Raw genomic sequence first — 26,280 nt, forward strand, 5'->3', positions numbered from 1 at the left:
CCCTACCTGCCCCGGTTGTCGATGACAGGCTTGATCTCCCGGCCGGCCTTCATGTTGGCCAGCGCCTCGTTGACATCCTCCAGAGCGTACCGCCGGCTGACGATATCGCCGAAGGGATATTTCGCCTGATGGGTCCGTATAAACTCCAGCGCCTTGTAGAAATGATGGATGATCGCGCCGCCGCTGCCGATGATCTGCATGTTTTTCTGCAGGATCGTATACGGGGTGAAAGTGACCGGCTGCGGCGACGTCTGCCCGATGATCAGGTAGCGCCCGCCCTTCTGCACCATCTCAACGCCCTCGACGAAGGCCGGGGCGAAGCCCGAGCACTCGACGACAAGCTCCGGCCCCCTGTTTTTTGTCAGGCCGAAAATGATTGCTTTCCGCTCCGCCGGGTCGGTCACCTCGTCGATGTTGACCACGTGGTCGGCGCCCCATTTTTTCGCCAGGTCCAGCCGCTCCTTCGGCGCGCCGACGACAATCACCTGGCCCGCGCCCCCCTCCCGCGCCAGCACCAGGGAATACAGCCCCACCGGCCCGGCGCCCTGGATGACGACGCTGTCCGCCAGGCCGATGCCGCCCAGCTTTTCAAAGGCGGCCACGACGCTCCGGAACGCGCAGGCCACGCCGATGGCCTCCTCTTCCGTCAGTTCGCTGGGGATTTTAACGACCTTTGTCACGGGGATAACATATTCGTACTCGGCAAAGCCGCCCATCAGCGCGCCCGGGGGCGACATGCCATAGCCGATCCGGTGCTCGCACAGCATGGGCTTGCGGAGAATATTGCAGTAATAGCAGTCATAGCAGTCGGCGTGCGCCCACATGATCCTGTCTCCGAGCCTGAGCTGCTCGCCGGCCGCGTCATGGGTGCGGCCCCGGCCCAGCTTGACGATCCTGCCGATCGTCTCGTGGCCCATGATAAACGGCAGCGGCGCCTTGATGCCGAGATTGCCGGCCGATATATGTATATCCGACCCGCAGATGCCCGCCATTTCGACCTTGACCAGAATCCCCCCGTCCCGAACGTCGGGAATCGGGACCTCACGCAGCTCCAGAGGGCCGCCGTATTCCGTCAGGACGGCCGCCTTGCATGTCTTTGGGATATCCGCCATTTTTCTTCCTCCTCCTTGAGATTGGGCTTGGCAGCGCGATCACCGTGCTTCCTTCTGCTTTTAAGTTTATATCGGCCGGGGAGGGCTGTAAAATATTAAAATAACGTGATACGATAGGCCGGCCCTATTATTTATATGGATAATCGACAGTAATTTAACGATCACAACATATAAAATGTATATATCGCGTAAATTTGTGCGTACGGATTCAGAAAAGCCATAGGCAATGCCAATGATTAAGCATTGACGGCGGGAGATGAGCTCTTTGGACGTCCAGCACATGAAGTATTTCCTCAGCGTGGCGCGGCTGCTGAATTTTACGAAAGCCGCGGAGGAGCAGCGCATTGCCCAGCCCTCCATGAGCCAGGTCATCACGGCGATGGAAAAGGAGCTGGGCGCAAAGCTTTTCGTCCGGAACAACCGTTCCGTCCATTTGACGGCGGCGGGCAAGGTGTTTTTTGACGAGGCAAAGCTCGTTGTGGCCCGGTACGACGAGGCGGTCCGGAAAACGGCGCTGGCCGCGGCCGGCGCGGAAGGGACGCTGCGCGTCGGCTATTGGGGCCCCTACGAGCAGATTCTCATTCCAAGGCTGCTGGCCAGATTCCACCGCACCCATCCCGGCATTGAGCTGTCCATCAGGCAGGACGACAACAGGGTCCTCATCCGCGACCTGGAAAGCGAGGCCGTCGATGTCGTTTTCTCCTCGCCCTATCCCTTCCAGAACAGGGACGGCGTACGCTGCCTCCTGCTCGACTCCAGCCCGGAGTGCGCCGTCGTCTACAGAAGCCACCCGCTGGCGGGCGAGGCACGCATCAGCCCGCGGGCGCTTGACAACGAAAAATTCGTCCTGCTGGATATGCCGGACCCCCAGGACGCGCTGAAGCTCCAGCGCGACTGCCTCCGCAACGGCTTCACCCCGAACGTCATCAGCCGCCAGACCCAGTACACGAGCCTTATCATGATGGTGGAATCGGAAATCGGCATCACGCTCCTGCCCCGCAGCCTGGAGCCGTACACCGGCGCGAGCCTGCGCTTTATCGCCCTGGACGGCGACATGACCGTTGACATCTGCGTCTCCTGGCTGAAAAACAGCAAAAATCCCTCTATCCGCCTGCTCCTGGATATCATCAGCGAGGAGGCGGCGCCCGCCGGCAGCGCGTAAAAAAACAAAACCCCGGAGAGACGCGTTCTTTCACCTTGGAACACGTCATACTCCGGGGTTTTTATGTAAAGGCCGCCACGGGAGACGGCCTTTTGCAGCCTGAATGTTATCCTTCCTTGGCCGCCAGCTTGTCCAGGCGGCTGTTCCTGTAATAAAGGGCCAGGTCGATCACGACCATGACCACATTGATAATGTAGAAAATAAATACGTACGTGATGTTGTGCGTAACGAGCTTGCCGGCGATCCCGCTCAGGTAGCCGATGAGAATGAACACCTCAAAAAACAGGCTCTTCCCCTTTGTGGTGCGCGACCTCCACGACTTTACAACGGACAGGGGCCACGAGAGCCCAAAGCAAACGAGCATGGCGGCTTCAAAAAACTGCGGCAAATGAATCAAACCTTTCAGCGGCGGCCTTCCGGCCGCGAAATAGCGACATTATGTTAACACCTTGCGGCGAAGGTGTCAATGGCGCAATGGGCGGGGCGCAGAAAAAAGCGGGGACGGCCCCCCGCCCCGCTGGTACTCTTATACATAACCTTGCCTGATATGCCAACAATAATTGGAGATTGCAGAAAGGCGATGTAGGATGGATATTGAATATATCCTTCAATACGCGGCGATCGCGGCATCTGTTGCGGCGCTGGTCATTGACAGGAAGGGCGCATCAAAATTCGTGCCGGTCGCGCTGTTCGCGAGTTTTTACGCAAACATCGTGTGTTTTGTCGCGCTGTATTTCAACTGGTGGAATTATCCCAAGGCGCTGTGGGGGTTCGTTAGCGACATGTCTGTCACTGTCAATTTCATCGTCGCTCCGGCAGCCGCCATCCTCTGGGTCAAACACACTCCCGATACCGCCAAAGGTAAATTTGCCTGGGCGCTCGTCTGGACAATCGGCCTGACGGGTGTCGAACTGATCCTGGAGCGCTTTACGGCCGTTATTGATTATCATAACGGTTATGACTGGTATTACTCTTTTATCCTGTGGTTTGCCAGCTGGTATATCTGGGGGGCGTATCATAAATGGCAGATCAAAAAAGTTCTGCAATGGCAGAAGGAATAACGCGGCCGAAACAGCCCTCACCGGCGCAGCAGCGCGTCGACCTCGACGCGGGTCGGCAGGGCCGGCATCGCGCCGCGTTTTGTGGCGCAGAGGGCGCCGCAGGCGTTGGCATACGCCGCGACGGCACGGAGGCCGTCCGCGTCCAAGTCGTCGAGCCCTTTGCCCAGCGCCAGGATTTTGCACAGGCACCCGGCCATGGCGGCGTCGCCGCAGCCGGTGGTGTCCAGGACGTCGACATTAAACGCCGGCAGCGCGGCGTCACACCGGCGGGTGGCGACGCGGCAGCCCTCCGCACCGAGGGTCACCAGCACGAGGCGGGCGCCCATGACGAGCAATTTATTGACGCCGTCGCGGATATCGGCCGATTCCGTCAAAAGAAACAGCTCCTCCCCGGAGACCTTGACGATATCGGCATAGGCGAGACCGCGCCGCATGTCCCGGAGCCCCTCGTCGCAGGAGCGCCAGAGCGCGGGGCGCCAATTGGGGTCGTAGGAGATCAGCTTCCCCTTTTCCCGGGCGTACTCAAGCAGCGCAAGCATCGCCGAGCGGGCGGGCTCCGCCGTGAAGAGGAGCGCGCCGAAATGCAGGACGTCGCAGCGGTCGACCTCGGCAAAATCGAGGTCTGCCGGGGCAAGCCGGGTATCGGCGCCGGGATTCCTGTAAAAGCTGAAGCTGCGCTCTCCCGATTCGGCCAGCTGCACGAACGCCAGCGTCGTTGCCGCCGCGTCATACTTCAGGCCTTTTGTGCGGACGCCGCAGTTATCGAGGGTCCCCTTAAGAAAACACCCGAAGCTGTCGGACCCCACCTTGCCGATAAAGCCGCTGTCTACGCCGAGCCGGCTGAGCCCCACGGCAACGTTTGCCGGGGCGCCGCCCGGATTTTGCTCGTAGAGCGGTTGATTGTTATCCGACCAGCCGGCCGGCGAAAAATCGATCAGGAGCTCTCCCGCAGAGAGGACACAGGGCATAGCGAAACCACCTTTCATGAGCCGCCGGGGCATTTGAGTCCCGGTGTGCAAAGCGGCGTGGTTTTTGCCGGCGCCGGCGGCGTCTATGCTCAGAATACCACAAATGGCAGCGAAGGAAAATAATAGAAAAAGAGAATATGTGCGCGATTGTATCCGGCGCGGTCCAGAAAACGGTAATGTGCGATTTTTTTATTCATCCTGCAAAAAATATCGGTCTATGGCCGGTTGACATTCGGCAAATTTGCGTATATAATGAATGGCAGTGTTGAATTCTCGATTCAACAAATATTTTTTAAATGAGGTATCCCACTTAATGAGCCAAGACAAGACATTAAAATGCAGAGATTGTGGCGCAGATTTTATCTTTACTGCCAGCGAACAGGATTTCTACGCGGAGAAGGGCTTTACAAATGAGCCCCAGAGATGCAAGCCCTGCCGTCAAGCCAGAAAGAATGGCGGCGCTGCCCCCAGAGAGATGTTCACGGCAATTTGCGCGTCCTGCGGCCGTGAAGCAAGAGTTCCGTTTCAGCCGAGAGACGACCGTCCTGTTTACTGCAGCGACTGTTTCTCTAAACAGAGATAATTTCTGCTTGAAATAAGAACAAAAGGATATGCCTTTGTGGTATATCCTTTTTTGCTTTTCCGAACAGACGGGGGACGGCGCGAATTATGTAATTTTGTGCCGCCGATATTTGTTGTCGCCGCCTGTCCGAAGTGTTATAATCAGCATAAAATAAACGACATGGGCGGAAGGGCTGGTTCGGTGGAGGAATTACAGAATGTCGGCGCGGAAGGGCGCCAGGGTAAGGGGCTTTTCAAGTTTTTCAAAAATTTTCGCAACGAAAAGAATTTCAATCTATTTCTTGTGGCAGGGCTTTTCGCGGGCATAGGCGGCGGCATCAATACATCGATTTTCAACAACTATCTCAGTGCTTTTTATAATCTGTCCGAGCAGGCCAGAGGTTTTTTGGAGGTACCGAGGGAAATCCCGGGGTTTTGCATCATGCTGGTCCTGGCGCTTCTGAACTTTCTCGGAGATATCAGGATTGCCATGGTCGGCATGGTCGCTTCGGGCATCGGGATGCTGGGGCTCGGTATGCTCACGCCGGTCTACGCCGTCATGATCATCTTTATGATGATGTTCAGCCTCGGCACACACATGGTCATGCCGGTGACGCCGTCTATCGGCATGTCTCTGTCAAAGCCGGAGGAATTCGGCAACAGGCTGGGGACCGTCAGCGCATTCAGCCTTTACGGAACGATCGTGGCTTACATCTTCATTTTTGTCGGCTTTAATTACATGCACCTTTCCTATCAGCTGTCGTTCGTCATCGCCGCGATTTTTTATGTGATCGCCGCGTTTATGATGGGCTTTATGAAGAAAGGGAAACGGGAAACCAGGAGAGTAAAGTTCATTTTCAGGAAGCAGTACAGGCTTTACTATGTTCTCGCGGTCATCAGCGGCGCCAGAAATCAAATCTATATGACGTTTGCCCCGTGGGTGCTGGTCAGGGTGTTCAACCTCGGCCCGCAGATGTTTGCCATTCTCGGCATGGTGGTGGCTCTCGTCAGCATCGGCACGAGAAAGCTCATCGGGCGTTGGATCGACAACCGCGGGGAGCGGTTCGTGCTGACAATGGAAGCGGTGCTCCTGTTTGTCATCTGCTTTGGATATTCGTTTGCAGACAGGCTTTTCTCCGCAGGCATCGCCGTTGTGATTATCGCCGGGTGCTATGTCATAGACGGCTCCATGTCCGCTGTGGAGATGGCGCGGAGTACATACGCGCGGAAAATCTGCGTGAACCTCGCCGATCTCACGCCGACCTTGTCCACGGGCACGAGCCTTCAGCACATTGCCTCGATGGTGATCCCCGTCTTCGGGGGTCTTTTGTGGGCGGCTGTCGGATATGAAGCCGTATTTATGGCGGCGGCCGTCATCGCGCTCCTCAACCTGATCCTCTCGCGGCGGATCAGAATCGAGCTGGACCCAAATTTGCAGCCGACGGAATAACGTTGCTTAACTGAAGTAAGGAGAATCGGTATGAACTTTCTCGAGCTGGCCGAAAAAAGATATTCAGTCCGTAAATTTTCAAACACCCCCGTCGAGCGGGAAAAGCTCGACATGATCCTGCAGGCGGGCCGGCTGGCCCCGACAGCCCATAACAACCAGCCCCAGAGCATCCTGGTCCTGCAAAGCCGGGAAGCCCTGGAAAAGCTCAAAGGCTGCACGCGCTTTCATTTTGACGCGCCGGCGGCGCTGATCGTCTGCAGCGATCAAAGCCTCAGCTGGAAGCGCCCGTACGACAACAAGGACCACGGGGATATCGACGCCAGCATTGTCTGCGCGCACATGATGCTGGCGGCCGCCGACCTGGGGCTTGGCACGACCTGGGTCTGCCACTACGACCCCGACGCGGTCATCCGGGAGTTTTCCCTGCCGGAGAATATTGTCCCCTCCAGCATCCTCCCCCTCGGCTATCCGGCCGACGACGCGGCGCCGTCGGCAAGGCACGCCGACAGGAAGCCGCTCGCCGGCACTGTAAAATTCATCTGACAGTTACGGGCCCAACACGACAGAATAGGAGTCATCTATGTCAAAACTGCAGGATGCGCTGGTCATCAGGGGCAACACTGTTAAAAACCGCATCGTCATGGAGCCTATATTCACCTTTTCTTTCCACGGCGACGACGGGCACTTTTACGGGAAGCAGCATATCGAGCACTACGAAGCGCGGGCCAGGGGCGGGGCCGGGCTGATCATCCTCCAGGCCACCCAGTGCTTTGGCGCGACAGACGGCACCGGGCAGTGGACGGATTATGACAAAGAGATTCTCAAGGCCATCGCGCAGAAATGCCATAACTACGGCGTCAGCGTCATGATGCAGCTGGCCTGCGGCGACAGCGACATCAACGCGCTCACGACCGGCGAGGTCCTTTCTATGCAGCGGGAGATGGTGAGCGCAGCGGTCACCGCCTTCAAGCTCGGCTTTGACGGGGCGGAATTCCATTTTGCCCACGGGTACACGCTCTGCAAATTCATCGACGCCGCTTACAATAAGCGCACCGACGAGTTTGGAAACAGCGCCTGGAACAGGACGCGGATTCTCACCGGCATTCTCCCGGAGCTCCGCTCAAAAACGGGCGACAGGTTCATGCTCGGCGTGCGCATGGGCGAGTTCCTGCCGGAAAGCAGGGACGGCTTTGAGATCGCAAAGCTTTTTGAAGAAACGGGCGTGGATCTTATAAATGTCTCCTTCGGGATGAAGTTTCCCGACGGGGACGTCCCGGAGGGCTTTATCTGCGGCCCGATGGCGTACAGCGGGTGCCGGATGAAGCAGGCTGTCGACAGCATCCCGGTCATCGCCGCCGGCGGTCTCCGGACCGAGGAGCAGGTGCGCTTCCTGATTGAGCACGACTACGTGGACCTGGCCGGGATCGGCACGGCGTTCCTCGCCGACCCCGCCTTCGGAAACGCCGTGCTGGGCAGCACGCCGTTTACAAAATGCCGCGGCTGCGAGCGCTGCCTGTGGTTTACGGATCACACGCTGTGCCCGGCGCGCAAAAAATAAGCCTTGCCAGCAAATAAAAAACGCTGTGAAATCTGCGGATTTCACGGCGTTTTACATTCCATATTAAAATCTCCGGCCGAAGCCGCCGCCGTCACATGAAAAGCTCCTGAACGAAATCCTCGATGACATCGATCAGATGGTCCTTTGCTACGCCGTATTCGTTCAGCAAAAGGATGAGGCGCCCGATATCATCTTTTTTGGCGCTGATGTCCCCGACAGCGAACACTTCGGTTGTTTCTCCCGCGAATTCGGCCCGCAGTCCATAGACTATCCACTCCTCGCAGCCCTGCGTCCGGCACGGGGCCTCGATGATCCGATAGTCAGCCAAGTATTTGTTTGTTTCAACCGGCATGGCAAACAACCTCCCATCTATTTTTGGTTATATCTTACGAGGTTGTGCCTGCTATCTCAAGGTAGGTTGTCGACAAAGTTCATCGACAATTAAAACTTTGTGAAATTTTCCAACCGCTAGGAGCGTTTTTTCAGCTCGTACTTATCCATAAACTCGGCGGCCAGCTTAATAAAAAACTCGGAATTGCTGGGTTTGGTTTTGACGCCGCTCTCGTCGAATCCGAACAGCTTTTCAATAATGTCGAGCTTCCCCCTGTTCCAGGTGAGTTCGACCGCATTTCTGATCACCCGCTCAACCCGGGCCGGCGTCGTATTATATTTGCAGGAGACTCTGGAATAGACCTGCTTTTTCATGGCGTTGATGGCCGTCAGATCATTCAGGATGATGGCCATGGCGTAGACGATATAATCGTATCCCTTCAGATGCGAGGGCATGCCGATATAATCCAGGAGCGCCCGCACTCTCTCCTCCCGTTCCTCGTCGGTGGCGGACTGCTCCGGCTGAGCGTTTCTGATCTCTCTGAAATTCTTCAGCGAGTAGAGATGCTTTATGTTGAGGACCAGCTCGTCCAGGTCGACGGGTTTGATCATGAAAAAATCGGCGCCCAGGTCGACGGCAATGCGGGATACCTTGTCCTGTCCCAGCGCCGTCACGATAATAAACTGTGGGCGGTTCTTCATCGGCTGGCTCTGCAGCTTTTCAAGAACACCCAGTCCGCCCAGGCGAGGCATGGCGATATCCATGAGCACGATATCGGGTTCCTGGGTCTCGATCATCCTGCAGGCGTCAAACCCATTCTCCGCGGTGCCGATCACTTCAAATTCTCCGATATGTGACAAATAATCGCGCATAATCTTCAAGTAGCTGATATTATCGTCGACGATGGCAATCCGCATGCTTCTCACTCCAAACCTTCAAAATACACACGTCATTTTAAATCGTCCTGATAACTAAAAGAGGGATATTATTTAAACCTCGCAACTCTATAGGCTAACATTAATAAAAATACTAAATTTGTAGATATTTGTCAACAAATTCGTTATTCATTTCTGAGACGTTTGGTATCTCCAATGTGAATCGGTAAACCAAAATTAATGTTTTGACCGCGCCGCCGTTATGTGCCGGGAATAATTCTCGCGGCGATTTACGTTAAGGAAGCACCCCGCAAAGCGCGCGCGAATTTATGATATTTATTTTACCGCCAAGGTGATATAATTTTAAGCGCTCTGTCACGCTTTCGGCCGAAGCCGACATGATCTTTGCCGGCGGCCTGACATAATACCCTGGGTTTTTTGCCGGCATGTGCGTATGCTTTATAGGAACGCGCCCGGCGCAGAGCGCCGAAAAGTATAATTATCATTGGGAGTATCGCATGAAGAAGCTGTTTTCTCGTTCGGTTGTGGCAATCCTTATTTTCGGTCTGCTTTCCGGTATGGCGGGAGCTCTGGCCGCCGGCGCCCCCTCCTTCCGGGGTCATTGGGCGCAGAAGACGCTGGACAAGGCCTTGAGCGACGGGCTGATCACGGCCGGCGAAAACGGTATCGATCCCGACGGCGCCGTCACAGGGGCGCAGCTGGCCACCATTCTCTGCCGCGTCCTCTCGCCGGAGCAGGCGGCCGACCTGTCCGGGGTGACGGACATCAAAAAAAGCGACTGGTACTATACCGCCGCCGCGCAGGCCGTGGCCCTGGGCATCGTCACACCGGCGCGCGGCCGGCTCAACTTATCGGCCCCTGTCACGCGGGGACAGGCCCTCGCGGCATTGGGGAACGCCTTCCAGCTCGTGGCGGCGCAGCCCGACATCGGGGTGCTGGCGCAATTCTCCGACAGCGCGCTCCTCTCCGGCAAGTACCGGATGGCGGCGGCGGCGCTGACCTCGGCCGGATTCGTGAAAGGCGACGGCAGCGCGTTACATATCGGCAGCAATATATCTCTGGCGGAATTTTTGACCGTGCTGTACAGGATCGTGCCAAATGACCGCCAGGCCGGCCAAAGCACCACCGGGGGCGGGCTCGTCCTGTCCGACAACGGCGCCGCCGTTATCGGGGAAAAATTTGACGGCAATCTGTATTTTGACGGCACAACGTCGTATATCACCCTTCAGGGCGTGGAAGCGCCGTGCGCCGTGGTGCGCAGCGGCGTGCTCGGGGGGCTTTCCGTTTATTCCAGCAGGATCGGCCGGCTTGTCATTGCCGCCGGGAGCGGCGATGTCACCGTAAACCCCGATATTTTTTCCAGCGTGGGCACCGTTGCCGTCGGCGACGGCGGCGGGACGGTAACTATCGGCAAGGTGCCGAATGTGGAGGTCACCGGAGACGGGCGGAATGTGATCCTCACCGGAGACGTACAGAATCTCACCGTCAGCGGCAGCGGCTGCACGGTGACGGTCGCCCCGGGCACCGCCGTCGACAACGTCAAAATTCTCGGCGCCGCCGTGGGGAACACTTTAACGGTGAACGGCAGCTGCGGCACATGCGCCGTCTATGGGGCCGATACCGCCGTGGGCGGCGACGGATACGTTGAAAGCGTCCTTGACAACACCGGCGGCAGCCGCATCACCGTCGAGGCCGGCGACGTCACTGCCGATGAAAGCTACGGTCTGGCCGGGGCCGGGCTCTCCCTGATCGCGCCGGAGGACCTGCCCTCCTACTTAACGCTCAAAGCGTCGGCGGCTATCTCGTCGCCGGGCGGCGCCGGTACATGCACCGGACTTTGGTACATAGACAACGCAGTGAAGTCGGCCTCCGATGTGAAGCTTGGCGCTTCCGCCTCCTCGGCTTTCAGCTATGCCGCGAAGAATACGGGCGCTGTCCCGGTCACCGTAACGCTTTCGTTCGTTTTATACTACGATGATCCGGTGGGCGGCTACCAGGAGCTCAGAGCAGACAAGGATATCGTCCTGGAGAGCGCGGATAAGTTCGACGCCAAAGACGTTCTCGCGCTCGTGGAGACAGGCTACAAGGGGGATTACACCCTCAAATGGGCGCAGGCGCACGATTACGACGCCGCCCTCAAAACAGCGTGGGTCAACGTCAAGGGCTATACGAGCAAGACAAAATATCTCGTCTGGGTCAGCCTCGCCTATCAGCGGGTCAATATTTTCACCGGCTCCGGGGGAGCCTGGGAGCTGGAGAAAACCTTTATGGCCGGCACCGGCGCGCCGGGCAACGATACGCCTGTGGGCGTCTTCAAGATCATCGGGCGGTCAACCACGGGCTGGAATGCCAAGGAGTACACAGTAAAGCCCGTCGTCAACTTTTACACCTGGGCCTACGGCTTTCATTCACGGCTGTATTATCCGGGCACGACGAAGATCCTGGACGCCCGGATCGGCTTCCCTATCAGCCATGGCTGCATCCGCATGTACGACGAGGACATCGCCTGGTTCTACAAAAATATCCCCACAAACACAACCGTCGTCGTCTATTAGCCCACCCACCCGCCCAGTAGAGGTATAGGGGCTGCGCCCCTATGACCCTGCAACGGGGCTGCGCCCCGTACCCCCGGAGTGGGCCGGGCCGACACCCCAAAACGGTGCTTTCCTATGCTCTTATATTCGAAAGCCGCTGCGATGCAGCGGCTTTTCGCGTTTCATAGGTTGCGCGAAGTGATGATAATTGCTCATTTTGCCGACGTTTCGGGGCTGGATATGAAGCCAGCTCAGCAAGCTGTGCGCACTGTCAGCCTTCCCCAAGGGGAAGGTGGCACGGCGAAGCCGTGACGGATGAGGGTGAGCTCGCGGCGCGTAACATGATTTCTAGATCAACCGCCTGCGGCGGACCCTCATCAGTCGGCTGCGCCGACAGCTTCCCCCAGGGGAAGCCTTTAGATTGACGGACTCCTGGGTTAATTTAATAGCCATATTGACGAATCGCCCCTGCTTCACCTCCGTGGAATGTGGTTCCCATACGCGTTTACGGTGCGCAAATAGTTACAGGTTAATTTTTCTATTTACAAACCGTTGACAAAGTAATTACAAATGGTTACAATAGGCATGTTTCCATCAGTTGACTGCGCAGGAAAAATAAATAAGAAAGGATGTCTGATGAAAGGTTTTAAAAAACTGCTCATAACGATCCTGGCCATATCGGCCATTAGCTCTGCCGTCCTTATCGGCGCGTCGGCGGCCTCGGCGGCTCAGGGCGCCGGCACGGTATCGTGCGCCGCGCTCAATGTCCGCACGGAGGCCAGCACAAGCGGCAGCATTGCGGCAACGCTCCACAGCGGGGACACTGTCGTCATCCTGGACAAGACCGGGAGCTGGTACCACATCAGCAGCGGCGGGACGGCCGGATACGTATCGTCCATGTACATAAAAGACGTTGAAACCACCAAGGACTTTACGGCCGCCGGCAAAGTGGACGGCAGCGACATCAGGATGCGGAGCACCCCGTCCACCTCCGGCACCGTCCTGGGGACGTACACGGCCGGCACCATCATGAGCGTGGCCGGTATCAGCGACGGCTGGTACAAGGTCAGTTACAACGGACAAACGGGCTACGTCCGCTCCGATTATCTGACGCTGACCGACGCCAGCGCCGTGGCCGTGAGCGTCGCGGCCGTGTCGGCAGGGCAGCAGATCGCCGATTATGCCCGGCAGTTTGCCGGCTACAGATATGTTTACGGCGCCTCTTCCCCCAAAGTGGGCTTTGACTGCTCCGGCCTTACCTACTACGTCTTCAACCAGTTCGGTTATTCCATTTCGAGGACGGCCTCCCAGCAGTACAGGAACAACGGGACATCCGTCTCCAAGGCGGACCTGCAGCCCGGGGACCTCGTTTTCTTCTCTTCCAACGGGGGCGCTTCGGTCACGCACGTGGGGCTGTACATCGGCGGCGGCAGCTTCGTCAACGCGTCGACGGAGAAGACCGGCGTTATTATCAGCAGCCTGTCCAGCGCCTGGTATACGAAAACCTGGTACGGCGCCAAACGCATCGCGGGCTGAGCCTCGGTAAAAACGAATACGACAATGACCCCGGTTCACCACACCGGGGTTATTTTTTCGCGGTAATTGAAAATACGCGCTCAAAGTTATAAAATAGTATTTATGCTTATCAACACGTCACAAAGGAGCGCAGCCATGAAAACGAAAACGAAACTGACGGTCCGGTACGCCGAAACCGATCAGATGGGTATTGTTCATCATTCCAATTACCCGGTGTGGTTTGAGGCCGGGCGGACGGACTTTATCAGGCAGACGGGCGTGTCCTATTCTGATATCGAGGCCAGAGGCGTCCTGATGCCGCTGTACGAGATCGCCTGCCGGTTTAAAAGCCCGGCCCGGTATGAGGACGAGGTCACCGTGGTCACAAGCCTCAAGGAGCTGTCGCGCGTCCGCATCATCCTGTCGTACGAGGTCGTGCGGGACAGTGACGGCGCGCTTTTGGCCACGGGCGAGACGCTGCACGCGTTTACCGACAAGGGCCTCAGGCCGCTCAACGCCGAAAGAGCCGCTCCCGACGTCTACAAGCTGCTGAAAGCGGCGCTGGAGGTCCCGTCAGGCTTCAAAAAATCTTAAATTTTAATGGTGAACGTATGGAAATCAAAAAAGTATCTCTCATCGGGCTCGGCGCGCTCGGGGTCCTGTTCGCGCAGCAGCTGTCCGGGCATCTTTCAAAGGACGATCTGAGGATCATCGCGGACGAAGGGCGGATCGCCCGGTACCGCCGCGACGGCATCTTCTGCAACGGCGAACGCTGCGATTTCAATTTCGTCGCGCCGGGTGAGGACCCCGGCCCCGCGGATCTTCTCATGATCGCCGTCAAATACAACAATCTGAACGAGGCCATCGCGGCCGTAAAAAATCATGTGGGCCCCGGCACGGTCATCCTTTCCATATTGAACGGCATCAGCAGCGAGGAGATCATCGGCCGGACCTATGGGATGGACAAGCTGCTCCTCTGCGTGGCCCAGGGCATGGACGCCGTCAAGGTCGGCCCCGCGCTGACTTACCATAACAAGGGCGTCCTGGTTTTCGGCGACAGGGAGTCCGGCGCGTTTTCCGAAAAGGCCGAAGCGGTGGACCGCCTTTTTACGCGGACCGGCATCGCCCACGAGCTATCCCCGGACATGAAGCGGCACCAGTGGAGCAAGTTCATGTTCAACGCCGGCGTCAACCAGACGACGGCTGTTTATCTGTGCGACTACGAGGGCGTCCAAAATAACGGCCCCTTCAGGGATACGATGATCGCCGCCATGGAAGAGGTCATCGCGCTGGCCGAAAAAGAGCATGTCCGCCTGACACGGGAGGACATCGGCTACTGGCTGGAGGTGCTCGCCGGCCTGAATCCGAAGGGCAAAACCTCTATGCAGCAGGACGTTGAGGCCCATCGCCTCAGTGAAGCCGAGATGTTCGGCGGCGCCATTGCCGCGCTGTCGGCAAAGCACGGGATCGCCGCCCCCGTCAACAAGCAGCTCCACGACAAAATCAAGGCGCTCGAGAGCGCCTACTGACACCCTCCCGGCAATAAGCATCCCCGGAGGCAGCCGCCGCGGCTTTGCTATAAAAATATTGCATCGCGGCGCTCATTTTTGGAATCACAGGCGCTAAACATTCACTATTCTGCTATTGCCATTTTCAGCCGCACCTTGTAACATATACACAAATATGTATAAAAAGGAGTCGGCGTTGTTGAAACAGATCACTGAAAAAGAAAATTTCATGATGTTCATCCACGGCGAGCAGCCCCTGTGGGTACCAAGGTATGGTATGGCTGCGGATAAATACAGCAAGTATCCGCCCGCCGTGCTGCCCGTCACCGCTTCCTTCCTGAACGCGCGCCGGACGCCGGAGGGCGGCTTTGACACATGGGGCGTTCCGCACATCGCCACGGCTGAAACGGGCGGCGCCGCGCTCCCGGTTCCAAATAACTTTCTCATCACCGATATCACGAAATGGCGGGATATCGTCAGGGCCCCCGACATGTCCCGGATCGACTGGGCGTCTATGGCAAAAAAAGACCTTGCGGACATAGACCGCGAAAACACCGCCGTCGTCGGCACCTTGCACGTCGGCTATTTCCAGCAGCTGATGGCTTTTATGGGCTTTTCAGAAGGGCTCTGCGCGATGTTCGAGGAGCCAGACGAGGTCAAGGCGCTTTTCCAGTACATGGCGGACTTCTTTGTCGAAGTGACAAAAAAGATGATCGAGTATTACAAGCCCGATCTCATCGAGCTGACCGACGATACGGCGGCGGCGAAAAACCCCTTTATTTCAATCGACATGTACCGCGAGCTGATCAAGCCCTATCACTATCAGCAAACGAAGCCGGCCGTCGACGCGGGTATCCCCGTCATCTACCACAACTGCGGCCGCTGCGAGGATTTTATCCCCGACTGGTTCGATCTCAGCATCGTGGCCTGGAACCCGGCGCAGATCATGAACGACCTGGACGGCATCAAAAAGAGATACGGCAACAAGCTGGGCCTGATCGGCTGCTGGGATTCCTCCGGTCCCGCCGGCTGGGACAGCGCCTCGGAGGAGCTTATCAAAGGCGAAGTCCGCAAAACCATCGACCGTTTTGCCCCCGGCGGCGGCTTCTGCTTCTGGGGCAGCGCCTACGGCCCCGCCACCGATCCCAGGACGGACAACAGAAAACGCTGGCTGACCGAGGAATACGAGGCCTACGGCAGGACGTTCTATAACAAATAAAATACATACAAAGGCCGGCGCCGATGGCGCCGGCCTTTGTATGCTCGTCAGCCGTTATCCTCCCCGGGCCGGTGAAGGAATCGATCAGATACCCACTGCTTTTACTTAGTCGCAGTTGTTCTCGGTTCAATGTCCAGCTTGAACGCGGCATCGTCGATCGTGAAGCTGCGCGCGATTTTCATCGCGGTGTCTCTGTCGATGACCGCGGGGTCAAAGTACAGGTCAAAGGCGTAACGGAGATCTTTGAGGACAATGTAAATGTGCAACTCGTCCTTATAGGCGTTGTCCTGCGCGGCGGCCGGCTGCGTGGCGCGGACTTCGACGATCGAGGCGGGATATTTAAACCCGACGATGATTCTGTTTGAGAGTATTTCCCCATGATTATCTATCAGCTGGCTGATAGTCCCTCCGGGGTCGTATGACCGCAGGCTCACCGTCCCGGCCGCCTTATCGGAGCGGATCGTTAGATCATAGACGCTGCCGGTGACCTGCCACCCCTCCGGCAGCGAAAGCTCATACGGCCCGATAGTATGCTTAACGGAGTAGATATCGGCGACTATCGCATATCCGGATATGAGCCATTTGCCGTTTTGATGTATGACCGTTATCGACACCGGATGCGTCAGGTCGGCGCCGCCTTGCGTTGCGACCTCCACGAGGGTTCCCGAAACAGTGCAGACACCGCCATCCGCCTTGATATTCGCGATTTCGATTCTGTCGGGCACATAGGTTTCGATCGTCTGGCCCGGCCCTCCCACCGGAATCTCCAACCATTTAGCCAGCAGTTCCGGTGTGACAAACTGCGTATAGTTATCCGTGACGCCCTTCCTTTGAACCTCCAAAGGCTTTTGAAGCGAGACGTTTTTTATCGCTTTTCCGAAGCTTTTAACAAGCGCTGTGATCACCTCCTTATCGCTGTCGGAGAGCTTTTCCTTCGGGAATGAGAAAACGATGCTCTTATCCAGCGGCATGCCGTCCTCCCCGGGCAAAGCGGCCGTTATACGCAGCGCCGTATAGGAAGAATCGTCGACCTCCAGCGTATACTGCCTGCCCGGCTGCCAGGTTCGCGTACTGTTCACAGCCTCCAGAAACTGAACGCTGTGGGAAAAGCCGTCGTCGGTAATCTGGCGCCCGGTGATCAGAATGTCCCAATCCTCCGGCTTGTCATAGCCCTCCGGTATCCGAAAGCTGGTCACACCGCTTGCCCAGCCGACACTTTTCTCAAACAGGTCCAGCGCCTCCTGGGCGGAGAGGGGGGTATTGTCGGCGGCGGCCTCCGGGCTGCCGGAAGGCCCGGCATCGCTCAGGGAGGTTTTCCGGGCTGCCCCGGTAAAGGTCAGCGCCACGCAGAGCGCTGCGATGAGCACGACCGCGATGACGGCGGGTATGAGCGCTTTCGGGTTTTTGACGATCATATTCAGCCGCTCCTTGACACTGCGCTTACCGGAAATCATCATGGTCGCGGCGCTGACGAGTCCTGAGGGCGCCGGCTTGACGGCAATCAGATCCACCAGTGTGTGGCCGTAGGCCAGGCGTTCGCCACTGCCGAGGTTTTGGACGACGGCCTCGTCGCAGGCCAGTTCGCCGTCGGCCCGGGACAGAACAGCGGCAACCCAGACAAGAGGATTCCACCACCACAGCGCCAGCACAAGGCCGCGCAAAAGCGACCATACATGATCGCCGTGGCGGTAATGGCACGTCTCATGGGCCAGGACATGGCGGACGCCCTCGCCGTTTTTGGCGGCCTTTGGCGTCAGGTAAACAGCCGGGCGGAACAGGCCGAACAGGCACGGCGAGGCGATTCCCCCAGCGATATAGACGAGCAGTTTACTGCCGGGAACGTCAAAAGTCGTTCGTGTTTTGCAAAGTCGGCGGTAAAATACGAAATTTGCGCCGATAAACCACAGCCCCAGGGCAACACCCCCAATCAACCAGGCAAGAGCGAGCGCCCGTGAAAGCATTGCCGGCGCGCCGGCCCGTGCAGGCGATTCCTGCTCCTGTACGAACTCCGCAGGCGCGGCTTGTCCGCCGGGCGACGCCATATCGGGCTGTACGGCGGGCAGCATCATAGCAAGCTGGCCGGCTGTGTCAGGCACAGGTACAGAATCGAACGCGGCCGGGCTTTCAGCCGGTTCTATGAGGTTCATGACACTCATAGGGCTCCCCAGCAGCGGAAAAGGCAGCATAAGCCGCAGGAGTACCAGTCCCCACAGGGCATACTGCAGCCTCCGGCTGATTTTGCCTCTGAATATGAACCGCAGCGCCGTGACGGCGAGGATCAGCGCGGACGAGGTAATAATGCACTCGGTCATTCTCCGGCCTCCTTTTCTGCGTCGCGCAAAACGGCGTAAAGCTCGTCGATGTCCTCCTTCGTCAGCGCTTTCTGCCCGGCGAGGGAGGCCACCATCAGCCCGACGCTGCCGCCGTAAACCTTGGAGAGAAAGCTCTCCGTCTCACAGGAGGCGGCGTCCTCTCTCTTCAGCACAGGGTAATAGAGCTTGGAGCGCCCGCCCTGCTCATAGCGGACGGTGCCCTTTTCCGCCATGCGCGAGAGCATCATAAACACGGTGCCCTTCGTCCAGCCCGTATCGCTTCTGAGCGCGGAGACAAGCTGCGCCACAGTGCGCGGGGCATCGTCCCACAATAAATTCATCAGCTTCCATTCGCCGTCCGACAGACCGACTGTTTTGCCCAACATAAACACTCCCCAGAAATGGTTGACATTTGTTATCCTAAAGATAGCACCGAAGGATAACAAATGTCAACCATTTATTACAGAAAGTATGGAGCGGCGTTCTTTATGCAGCAAAGCTGCCGGACGGCTGAGCGCCAGGCAGCTTTCAGGCTGTCGATAAAGCCCTTTGGGCTTTATCCGGCAAAAGGCTGCATGCAGCTCGCTCAGCCGCTCCCTGCATGAGAAGAGTCACTCCGGAGGCGCATGTCCTCCTGCGTAACGAATTTTGAATTTATTTGCCGCTCCGGCGGCAAACTCTGCGAGGCTTTCCCCTCTGTATGCAGCTTGTGAGTTCTTTAGAATCTGTTCTCGTTTCTGGCGATAATGTCGTTCTGGCAGTCCAGGTTGAGCTCGACGAAGTAGGCCGAGTAGCCGGCGATACGGACGACGAGGTCGCGGTACGTCTTCGGGTCGGCCTGGGCCGCGCGCAGCGTGTCCGTGTCGACGACATTGTACTGACATTCCAGGCCGCCGTTGTCGAAATACGCCTTTGTCATATCGCGCAGCTTGGCGATGCCGTCCTCGCGGGAGAGCACTGTCGGGTGCATGCGGAGGTTCAGGGCGATACCGTCCATAAACCGGCGGTGGTCGTAGACGCAGGAGGAAACGAACACGGCCGTGGGGCCGTTTTTATCGCGCGACTGGCAGGGAGACGCCGCGTCGGCGATGGGCTCGCCGGTTTTTCTCCCGTCGGGCGTGGCCCAGGTGTGATACCCCTGCGCCACGTGGTCGGACGCGCCGTAGAGCCCCGCCTTGTAGACCCTGGCCCGGGGATTGGAGCACTCTGTGCAGAGCTGATAATACAGGTCGACGACCCATTTGAACTCGTCGTCGGCATACGGGTCGGCGTTGCCGTAGTGCGGCACCTCGCTCAGAATCTGCTGGCGGAGCGGCTCATAGCCCTCCCAGTTTTTCATGACGGCGTCATACAGCTCCCGTGTCGTGCACTTTTTCTTGTCGAAGCACATATATTTGATGGTGGACAGGCAGTCGGCGATGGTGGCAAGGCCCGTGGCGGTGCCGCCGTAGGAGTTGTACTTGCAGCCGCCGGCCGCGGCGTCCATGCCCTTCTCCATGCAGCCCTCCATGGAGATGGACAGGGCGGCGTGGGGTGCGTGATACGCCGTCAGGTACTCGGCGTAGTTATTGACGGTAACGTACCATTTGAGGATATACCGCGCCATCTTTTCAAAGGCCGCGCGGACCTCCCCGATGTTGTTCATTTCATAGAGATAGCCGGTGTGCACTTCCGCCTGCCGCCCGTTCCACGGGTTGATGCCGTTGTTGATGGCTATGTCGAACACGACGCCGTAGTGGATGCTGGCGTGGGGCGCGTGGACGCCGTTGGGCGCCGGATAATCGTTGCCGGAGCCGACGATCTCCTGGCAGCCGATGATGCTGTAGTCCCGCGCATCCTTAAGCTCAAAGCCCAGCTCCGCCTGGAGGCCGGGAATGATCACCTCGTCGTTCTGGAACAGCGGCAGCCCGCCCACCAGCTTTGTGGTCTCCAGAGCGCAGCTCCACAGCGCGTCGGGCGTGTTTTTGTTAATGCGCAGGGAGATGGTCGGGTCGTGCAGCTTGAGCCGGCCGATCGTCTCCAGCACCATATAGGTGACGGGATTCGTGGCGTCCTCGCCGGTATCCCGGTCCACACCGCCGATGGTGGTGTGCTGGTACGTATTGCCGATGCCGGTGGTCTGGGCGAGCTTTCCGGGGAAGCCGCCGTAAAAGCAGTTGGCCTTCAGGAAGAACGCATCCACGATCTCCTGGGCCTCGTCCATGGTCAGGGCGCCGCTCTCCAGATCTTTTTTCAAAAACGGCCACATGTACTGGTCAAAGCGGCCAAAGGCGGGCGCCGGATAGCCGGCGTCAATGGCCAAAAACAGCTGATACATGATGGTACCCTGGCAGGCCTCCCAGAAGCTGCGGGCGGGATTTTCGGAAATCCATATCAGTCCGCCGCCCATTTTCATGAGCTCGGCCTTCCGCCTGTCGTCGGCACAGGACGCCGCCTTGTCATAGCAGGCCTGGCCGTAGCGCTTGATTAAGATAGTTGCCGCGTCGCAGGCGATGGCGGCCGATTTATAGAACATGTATTTGCTCATATCGTCGCCCATCAGGTTGCCGCGCCGCGCGTCCATCCAGTCCTGGGCCTCGTTGCGGATGGCCTTGTAGCCCACATTGATGATTTTTTCAAAGCCCGGCGTCAGATGGCCCACCGGGATGCTCATGAGGCCGATGCCGAAGGGCTGGTAGTCGGTGGCCTCCAGGCGCATAAAGTCTTCGTATCCGTCCGGCTGCCAGGCGTCCGCCGTGGCGCCGACCCTGTTGTCCTGCCAGAATTCCGTAATGGAGCGCAGCGCCGCCACGTCCTCGGGCGCGATGGTCAGGCGCAGCTCCTCGCCCTCGGGGTTGTGGTACAGGCCGTCCTCCTTGAGCGTCCAGGTGTTCTCCACGTCGGTGAACATGATCCAGCCGGAGCCCATCCAGTCTGGGTTGAAGCCCGAGCCGCAGAAGGTCCTGGCCTTGTTGCCGACGATCAGCTCGAAGTCCTCCACGCGGACCGTCATGTTGGCGCAGAGGTCATAGGTGCCCAACGGCCGTTTGATAATGGGGACGACGTTTTTATTTTTCCTGTAGGATTCCGTTAAAATGAGGGCCCGCTCCGCGTCGGTCTGTATCACCCTGTCGCGTATGAGCTCCCGCATGTGCCATATACGGTCGGTGTAAGGCCTGAATTTGTACATTATTATCCCCTCCAAATCAGATAAAGGATCCGCGCCGGTCTGGGGCGGCGCAAAAATACGTAGCATGGTACCATTATACACGTTCTGTTATTTTCTGTCTACTGTCGCGTACCCATTTTTTTGCAGCGCTGGCCCCGTCGGACATGAAAACGCCCGGGCATATCAGTATATGCCCGGACTTTCTGTTTTACGGCTATAGCCTGTTTTCGTGCCGCGCGATGATGTCGTTTTGCAAATCGTGCCCCAGCTCCACGAAATATGCCGAGTAACCGGCGATGCGCACGACGAGGTCGCGGTATTTGGTGGGGTCGGCCTGGGCCTGACGGAGCGTGGCCGTGTCCACCACGTTATATTGGACCTCCATGCCGCCGTTTTCAAAATAGGCCTTCGTCATGTCCCGCAGCTTGGCGATACCGTCGCCCCGGGACAGGACCGTGGGGTGCATGCGGAGATTGAGCGCGATGCCGCCCAGATAGTGATGATGGTCGAAGCAGCAGGCGGAGACGAACACGGCGGTGGGGCCGTTAGAGTCCCTCGACTGGCAGGGCGACATGGCGTCGGCAATGGGCTCGCCGAGCTTCCGCCCGTCGGGCGTGGCCCAGGTGAGATACCCCTGCGCCACGTGGTCGGACGCGCCGTAGAGCCCGGATTTATATTTTTTGGAGCGGACGCTGTAAAGCTCCTGGCAGATATCATAATACAGGTCGACGCACCATTTGACCTCCATGTCGGCGTAGGGGTCGGCGTTGCCGTAGTGGGGCACCTCATTTAAAATCTGCTGGCGGAGCGGCTCGCAGCCCTCCCAATTGGCCATGACGGCGTCGTAAAGCGCGCGGGTCGTGCACTTCTTTTTATCAAAACACATGTATTTGATCGTCGTCAGGGCGTCGCCCAGGGTGGCAAGGCCGGTGGCCGTACCGCCGTAGGAGTTGTATTTGCAGCCGCCCATGACGGCGTCCAGCCCCTTTTCCATACAGCCCGTCATGGAGATGGAGAGCGCGGGCTGGGTGGAGTAATAGGGCGAGATATACTCCGCGTAGTTGTTGGCGGAGATAAACAGCTTCATGATATACCGGCCCATCCTGGCCACCGCCTCCCGGACCTCCTCGATGGAGCTCATCTCGTAGAGATAGCCGGTTTTGAGGCTTGCCTGCTCTCCGTTAAAGGGATTCCTGCCGTTGTTGATGGCCATGTCGAAGATGGAGCCCCACCAGACGGAGGCGTGGGGCGGATAGATGCCGTTGGGCGCCGGGAAGTCGCACCCGCAGCCGACGATCTCCTGACAGCCGATGATGCCGTAATTGCGGGCGTCATAGAGCTCAAAGCCCAGCTCCGCCTGCAGGGCGGGGATGATGACCTCGTCGTTCTGGAACAGCGGCAGCCCGCCCACCAGCCTGGAGGTCTCCAGCGCGCAGTCCCAGAGCCTGTCGGGGGAATTTTTATTGATGCGCAGGGAGATGGTGGGGTCGTGCAGCTTGAGCCGCCCCACTGTTTCCAGCACCATATAGGTGATCGGGTTCGTGGCGTCCTCTCCCGTTGACGGGTCGACGCCGCCGATGGTGGTGTGCTGATAGGTATTGCCGATACCTGTGGTCTTGACGAGCTTATCCGGGCCGGCGTTGTAATAGCAGTTGGCCTTCAGGAAAAACGCGTCCACGATCTCCTGCGCCTCATCCATGGTCAAAGCGCCGCTCTCCAGGTCCCTTTTAAGATACGGCCAGGTCCACTGGTCGAACCGACCCAGAGCGGGCGACGGGATGCGCGTTTCAAGATTAATCAGTATCTGATACATCATAATGCCCTGTACGGCTTCCCAGAAGCTGCGGGCGGGATTCTCGGAAATCCACATAAGGCTGTCGCCCATCTTCAAAAGCTCGGCCTTGCGCTTATCGTCCGCGCAGGCGGCGGCTTTGTCCAGGCAGGCCTGCGCGTAGCGCTTTACCAGCAGGATGGCGGCGTCGCAGGCGATCGTGGCGGACTTATAGAACATGTACTTGTTCATGTCCTCGCCCATGAGGTCCCCGCGATGGGCGTCGAGCCAGTCCTGGGCCTCCCTGCGGATGGCGGCGTAGCCCTTGCCGATGATTTTATCGTAACCGGCGATCAGATGGCCGGGGGACAGGCAGGTCATGCCCATGCCGCCGTCCGCGTAGCTGGAGACGTTCAGGCGCTTGAGCTCGTCAAAGCCGTCGGGCTGCCAGGCGTCGGCGACTGTGGTGACGCGCCTGTCCTTCCAGTAATCCTGGATGGAAAGGAGCGCCTCGTAGTCCTCCTGGCTGATGGAAAGGCGGACCTGCTCGCCCTCGGGATTATAGTACATCCCATCCTTCAGCGGCCATTCGCCGTTTTTAATGGGCTCCAGAAACCAGCCCTGGCCTATCCACTCCGGATACTGCGGGCTACCGAAGAAGTAGGGGCTCTTGTTGCCGATGATGATCTCAAAATCCTCAAAGAGGATCGTCATATTTTTGCACAGCTCGTACAGCGACAGCGGCCGCTTGATGATCGGCACGACGTTCTCATATTTTTTGGAAGCCTCTGTCCAGAGCACGGCGCGCTCGGCGTCGATGCGCAGCACCCTGTCCCGGATGAGTTCCCGCAGATGCCAGATACGGTCCGTGGCCGGCCTGAATTCGTACATGCGCGTTCCTCCTCAACAATCATCTGATAGCCCGGGGTATTTTGGCTTTATAATTTATTATACATCGCCCCCGCCCCGGTGTCACTTCACGTTTTATAGACAAAACCACGGCGCGCCCGCACAAAAATAAACATCAGCCCGAAGGCTGATGTTTATTTTTGGACGGGTTGGGCGGCTCAGGCCCGTTTTATTCTCGTCCTCAGGAAGCCGATGAGCGCCGGCAGCAGCGATACCACGATGATGCCGATGACGACGGCCGAAAAATTCTCTTTGACCACCGGGATATTGCCGAAAAAGTAGCCCATGGCGGCACAAATGATCACCCACGCCGTCACGCCCACCAGGTTCCAGATCATAAACTTCCGGAAATCCATTTTGCTGATGCCGGCCACGAAGGGCGTGAACTGGCGGATGATGGGAATAAACCTGGAGAAGACGATGGCCTTTCCGCCGTGCCTTGCGTAGAAGGCGGTGGCCCTGTCGATATTCTCGCGGCTGATAAACCGCCCCTTGGCGCGGTCGTAAATCTTTCTTCCCACCGCCACGCCGAGGTAATAGTTGAGGATGCCGCCGATCACGGCCGCCACGAAGCAGATGACGAAAAGCAGCCAAAGACTCAGCTGGCCCTTGACGGCATAGGCCGCGCCGGCGAAGATCAGAGAATCGCCGGGCAGCGGGAAGAAAATTCCGTTCTCGCAGAAAATCACCAGGAAGATCAAAATATACACGTAGACGCCGTACTGGACGGTGATGACGTCCAGAAACTTGTCCACGTGCAGAATCAGATCCAACAGAGAGATCCCGTCCAGCATCTTTTTCTCCAATCCTTGAGTACTTGTCTATAGTATAGAGTATAGCATATCGGCCGGCGGTCTGAAAACGTGTTTTCGCAAAAAATCGTGTTTTGCCGCGGCCTTTTATATAGTGACGACGATGGTGCATGTTTGTTCCATCCTATCGCCAAATACTGAAATCAGCCTGAAACAAGACAGTTTCGGCAAGCAAAATATTGTAATGCCGCGGCTGTTCTGATACGATAGCGTTATGGAAATATAAGGCCTGAAGGCGGTGCCGATAATGCTTATTGACAAAAGCAACCTCAAGAAAGATAGCCTGGAGGGGAAAATCGTCCTTTTGACCGGCGGAGGCGGCGGCATCGGCTTTGAGGCCGGCCGCGCGCTCGTCCGGCTCGGCGCCGAGGTGATCCTCGCCGAAATCGACCGGGAAAAAGGCGCCGGGGCCGAAAAAAGGATCAACGCGGAATTAAACACGGACCGGGCGCATTTTTTCGAGGCGGACCTCAGCGACGAAAAGCAGCTCGGCGGCTTATGCGCGTTCATCACGGAACGGTTCGGCCGGCTTGACGTCCTTTTCAACAATGCCACCGTCACACCGTTCGGCCCCGTGGGCGGCGTAGCCATCGAGGAATGGGACAAGAGCTACGCCGTCAACCTCCGGGCCCCGCTCCTGCTGGTTGAAAGGTTTCTGCCGGAGATGAAAAAGCGCGGCGCCGGGACCATCGTTTTTGTGCCGTCCTCCGGCGCGGCGCCATACATGGGCGCCTACGAGGTTTTCAAAACGGCGCAGGTGGAGCTCTGCAACACCCTGGCCGCCGAGCTGGAGGATACGAATATTGCCGCGTATTCCATCGGCCCCGGGCTCGTGAAAACCGAGACCGCCCAGCGCGGCATCGACACGGTGGCGCGATACATGAATATCTCCACCGACGAATTTTATAAAATGAACGAGAGCAAAATGCTGGACGCCGAGGCCGCCGGCACAGGCTTTGCTATATCCGTGGCGCTGGCGGAGCGGTACAGAGGGCAGGAAATCGGCGCGATCCAGGCGCTCATCGACGCCGGGGTTTTCTCCGGCGAGCAGGAGGATAAAGGCGGACGCGATTATGACGCGGCGGAACGGGCGGCCGTGCCGGCGCTTATCGGCCGGATACTGGCAACGTATGCCGACCAGTATGACGGCTGGCTCAAGCGGAATATCTTTGAGCGGCAGTGGGTGCTGCGGGACTTCAAGAAAACCGCCGGCCGGTCGGCGGACGATATGAAAAACACCCTGGAGCAGATGGCGCACGCGCTGGAACGCGGAGATTTTTCGGCCCCGCGCCGCTTTAGCCGGGACCTGGCGCTTTTGAAAACGTACTATGAGCATCAGCACAAGCTGCTGCAGGGCTATGAAAAAGACCCCAAAAAGCTGAAAGAGAACTCGGATATCATAACGGGCTGGGTGCGCGACCTGGAAAGCGCCCTGTCCATGATTTAAGATGAG

The 26,280-nt window shown here is 57.9% G+C and carries 22 protein-coding genes; 12 read left to right on the forward strand and 10 right to left on the reverse strand.

The window, feature by feature from the left end; genetic code table 11:
- Positions 1-2: 2 nt before the first annotated feature.
- Positions 3-1,112 (reverse strand): zinc-binding dehydrogenase, encoded by a 1,110-nt coding sequence (locus BUB60_RS12935; protein ID WP_073079732.1) that lies wholly within the window; start codon positions 1,110-1,112, stop codon positions 3-5.
- A gap of 265 nt (positions 1,113-1,377) precedes the next feature.
- Here BUB60_RS12935 and BUB60_RS12940 point away from each other — a divergent pair, with 265 nt between their 5' ends.
- Positions 1,378-2,274 (forward strand): LysR family transcriptional regulator, encoded by an 897-nt coding sequence (locus BUB60_RS12940; RefSeq protein WP_073079734.1) that lies wholly within the window; start codon positions 1,378-1,380, stop codon positions 2,272-2,274.
- Positions 2,275-2,380: 106 nt separating this feature from the next.
- Here the strand turns inward: BUB60_RS12940 and BUB60_RS12945 are convergent, their stop codons facing one another.
- Complete coding sequence (locus tag BUB60_RS12945; protein WP_084726472.1) at positions 2,381-2,662, reverse strand: hypothetical protein; 282 nt, start codon at positions 2,660-2,662, stop codon at positions 2,381-2,383.
- A gap of 199 nt (positions 2,663-2,861) precedes the next feature.
- Here BUB60_RS12945 and BUB60_RS12950 point away from each other — a divergent pair, with 199 nt between their 5' ends.
- Positions 2,862-3,335, forward strand: coding sequence for a CBO0543 family protein (locus tag BUB60_RS12950; protein WP_073079738.1), 474 nt, complete (start codon positions 2,862-2,864; stop codon positions 3,333-3,335).
- Between the two features lie 17 nt (positions 3,336-3,352).
- On the opposite strand, the gene BUB60_RS12955 is transcribed toward BUB60_RS12950, so the two are convergent.
- Positions 3,353-4,303, reverse strand: coding sequence for a carbohydrate kinase family protein (locus tag BUB60_RS12955; RefSeq protein ID WP_073079740.1), 951 nt, complete (start codon positions 4,301-4,303; stop codon positions 3,353-3,355).
- Between the two features lie 313 nt (positions 4,304-4,616).
- Between BUB60_RS12955 and BUB60_RS12960 the strand changes: the two genes are divergently transcribed.
- The 4 genes from BUB60_RS12960 to BUB60_RS12975 all read left to right on the forward strand — a co-directional run bounded on the left by BUB60_RS12960 (position 4,617) and on the right by BUB60_RS12975 (position 7,872).
- Positions 4,617-4,886 (forward strand): zinc-ribbon domain containing protein, encoded by a 270-nt coding sequence (locus BUB60_RS12960; protein ID WP_073079742.1) that lies wholly within the window; start codon positions 4,617-4,619, stop codon positions 4,884-4,886.
- 180 nt (positions 4,887-5,066) lie between these two features.
- Positions 5,067-6,314: an MFS transporter gene (locus BUB60_RS12965; protein WP_242941205.1), complete on the forward strand. Its 1,248-nt coding sequence runs from the start codon at positions 5,067-5,069 to the stop codon at positions 6,312-6,314.
- Between the two features lie 30 nt (positions 6,315-6,344).
- Complete coding sequence (locus BUB60_RS12970; RefSeq protein WP_073079744.1) at positions 6,345-6,857, forward strand: nitroreductase family protein; 513 nt, start codon at positions 6,345-6,347, stop codon at positions 6,855-6,857.
- A gap of 37 nt (positions 6,858-6,894) precedes the next feature.
- Positions 6,895-7,872: an oxidoreductase gene (locus BUB60_RS12975; RefSeq protein WP_073079746.1), complete on the forward strand. Its 978-nt coding sequence runs from the start codon at positions 6,895-6,897 to the stop codon at positions 7,870-7,872.
- A 91-nt stretch (positions 7,873-7,963) separates the two neighbouring features.
- On the opposite strand, the gene BUB60_RS12980 is transcribed toward BUB60_RS12975, so the two are convergent.
- The gene (locus BUB60_RS12980) at positions 7,964-8,224 is read right to left on the reverse strand and encodes a DUF6514 family protein (protein WP_073079748.1); all 261 of its coding nucleotides are present in this window, start codon (positions 8,222-8,224) and stop codon (positions 7,964-7,966) included.
- A 116-nt stretch (positions 8,225-8,340) separates the two neighbouring features.
- The gene (spo0A, locus tag BUB60_RS12985) at positions 8,341-9,120 is read right to left on the reverse strand and encodes a sporulation transcription factor Spo0A (protein ID WP_073079750.1); all 780 of its coding nucleotides are present in this window, start codon (positions 9,118-9,120) and stop codon (positions 8,341-8,343) included.
- A 476-nt stretch (positions 9,121-9,596) separates the two neighbouring features.
- On the opposite strand from spo0A, the gene BUB60_RS12990 reads away from it, so the two are divergent.
- The 5 genes from BUB60_RS12990 to BUB60_RS13010 all read left to right on the forward strand — a co-directional run bounded on the left by BUB60_RS12990 (position 9,597) and on the right by BUB60_RS13010 (position 15,875).
- Positions 9,597-11,654: a L,D-transpeptidase family protein gene (locus BUB60_RS12990; RefSeq protein ID WP_073079753.1), complete on the forward strand. Its 2,058-nt coding sequence runs from the start codon at positions 9,597-9,599 to the stop codon at positions 11,652-11,654.
- 615 nt (positions 11,655-12,269) lie between these two features.
- Positions 12,270-13,169, forward strand: coding sequence for a C40 family peptidase (locus BUB60_RS12995; protein ID WP_073079755.1), 900 nt, complete (start codon positions 12,270-12,272; stop codon positions 13,167-13,169).
- A gap of 135 nt (positions 13,170-13,304) precedes the next feature.
- The gene (locus tag BUB60_RS13000; RefSeq protein WP_073079758.1) at positions 13,305-13,742 is read left to right on the forward strand and encodes an acyl-CoA thioesterase; all 438 of its coding nucleotides are present in this window, start codon (positions 13,305-13,307) and stop codon (positions 13,740-13,742) included.
- Positions 13,743-13,759: 17 nt separating this feature from the next.
- The gene (locus tag BUB60_RS13005; protein WP_073079760.1) at positions 13,760-14,677 is read left to right on the forward strand and encodes a ketopantoate reductase family protein; all 918 of its coding nucleotides are present in this window, start codon (positions 13,760-13,762) and stop codon (positions 14,675-14,677) included.
- A 178-nt stretch (positions 14,678-14,855) separates the two neighbouring features.
- Positions 14,856-15,875, forward strand: coding sequence for a uroporphyrinogen decarboxylase family protein (locus tag BUB60_RS13010; RefSeq protein ID WP_159435418.1), 1,020 nt, complete (start codon positions 14,856-14,858; stop codon positions 15,873-15,875).
- 101 nt (positions 15,876-15,976) lie between these two features.
- Here BUB60_RS13010 and BUB60_RS13015 read toward each other — a convergent pair whose 3' ends face one another.
- The 5 genes from BUB60_RS13015 to BUB60_RS13035 form a co-directional block, all read right to left on the reverse strand.
- Positions 15,977-18,187 carry a M56 family metallopeptidase gene (locus tag BUB60_RS13015; protein WP_073079765.1) on the reverse strand — a complete coding sequence of 737 codons (2,211 nt, stop codon included), beginning with the start codon at positions 18,185-18,187 and terminating at the stop codon, positions 15,977-15,979.
- On the reverse strand, positions 18,184-18,573 hold the full coding sequence (locus BUB60_RS13020; protein WP_073079767.1) for a BlaI/MecI/CopY family transcriptional regulator: 390 nt from the start codon (positions 18,571-18,573) through the stop codon (positions 18,184-18,186). Before BUB60_RS13020 ends, BUB60_RS13015 begins: the two co-directional genes overlap by 4 nt.
- A 332-nt stretch (positions 18,574-18,905) precedes the next feature.
- Complete coding sequence (locus BUB60_RS13025) at positions 18,906-21,356, reverse strand: pyruvate formate lyase family protein (RefSeq protein ID WP_073079770.1); 2,451 nt, start codon at positions 21,354-21,356, stop codon at positions 18,906-18,908.
- Positions 21,357-21,549: 193 nt separating this feature from the next.
- Positions 21,550-23,997 (reverse strand): pyruvate formate lyase family protein, encoded by a 2,448-nt coding sequence (locus BUB60_RS13030; protein ID WP_073079772.1) that lies wholly within the window; start codon positions 23,995-23,997, stop codon positions 21,550-21,552.
- 176 nt (positions 23,998-24,173) lie between these two features.
- The gene (locus tag BUB60_RS13035; RefSeq protein WP_073079774.1) at positions 24,174-24,809 is read right to left on the reverse strand and encodes a VTT domain-containing protein; all 636 of its coding nucleotides are present in this window, start codon (positions 24,807-24,809) and stop codon (positions 24,174-24,176) included.
- 265 nt (positions 24,810-25,074) lie between these two features.
- On the opposite strand from BUB60_RS13035, the gene BUB60_RS13040 reads away from it, so the two are divergent.
- Positions 25,075-26,274 (forward strand): SDR family NAD(P)-dependent oxidoreductase, encoded by a 1,200-nt coding sequence (locus BUB60_RS13040; RefSeq protein WP_073079777.1) that lies wholly within the window; start codon positions 25,075-25,077, stop codon positions 26,272-26,274.
- Positions 26,275-26,280: the final 6 nt, after the last annotated feature.

Source organism: Sporobacter termitidis DSM 10068, assembly GCF_900130065.1.
GTDB classification, from domain to species: domain Bacteria; phylum Bacillota; class Clostridia; order Oscillospirales; family Oscillospiraceae; genus Sporobacter; species Sporobacter termitidis.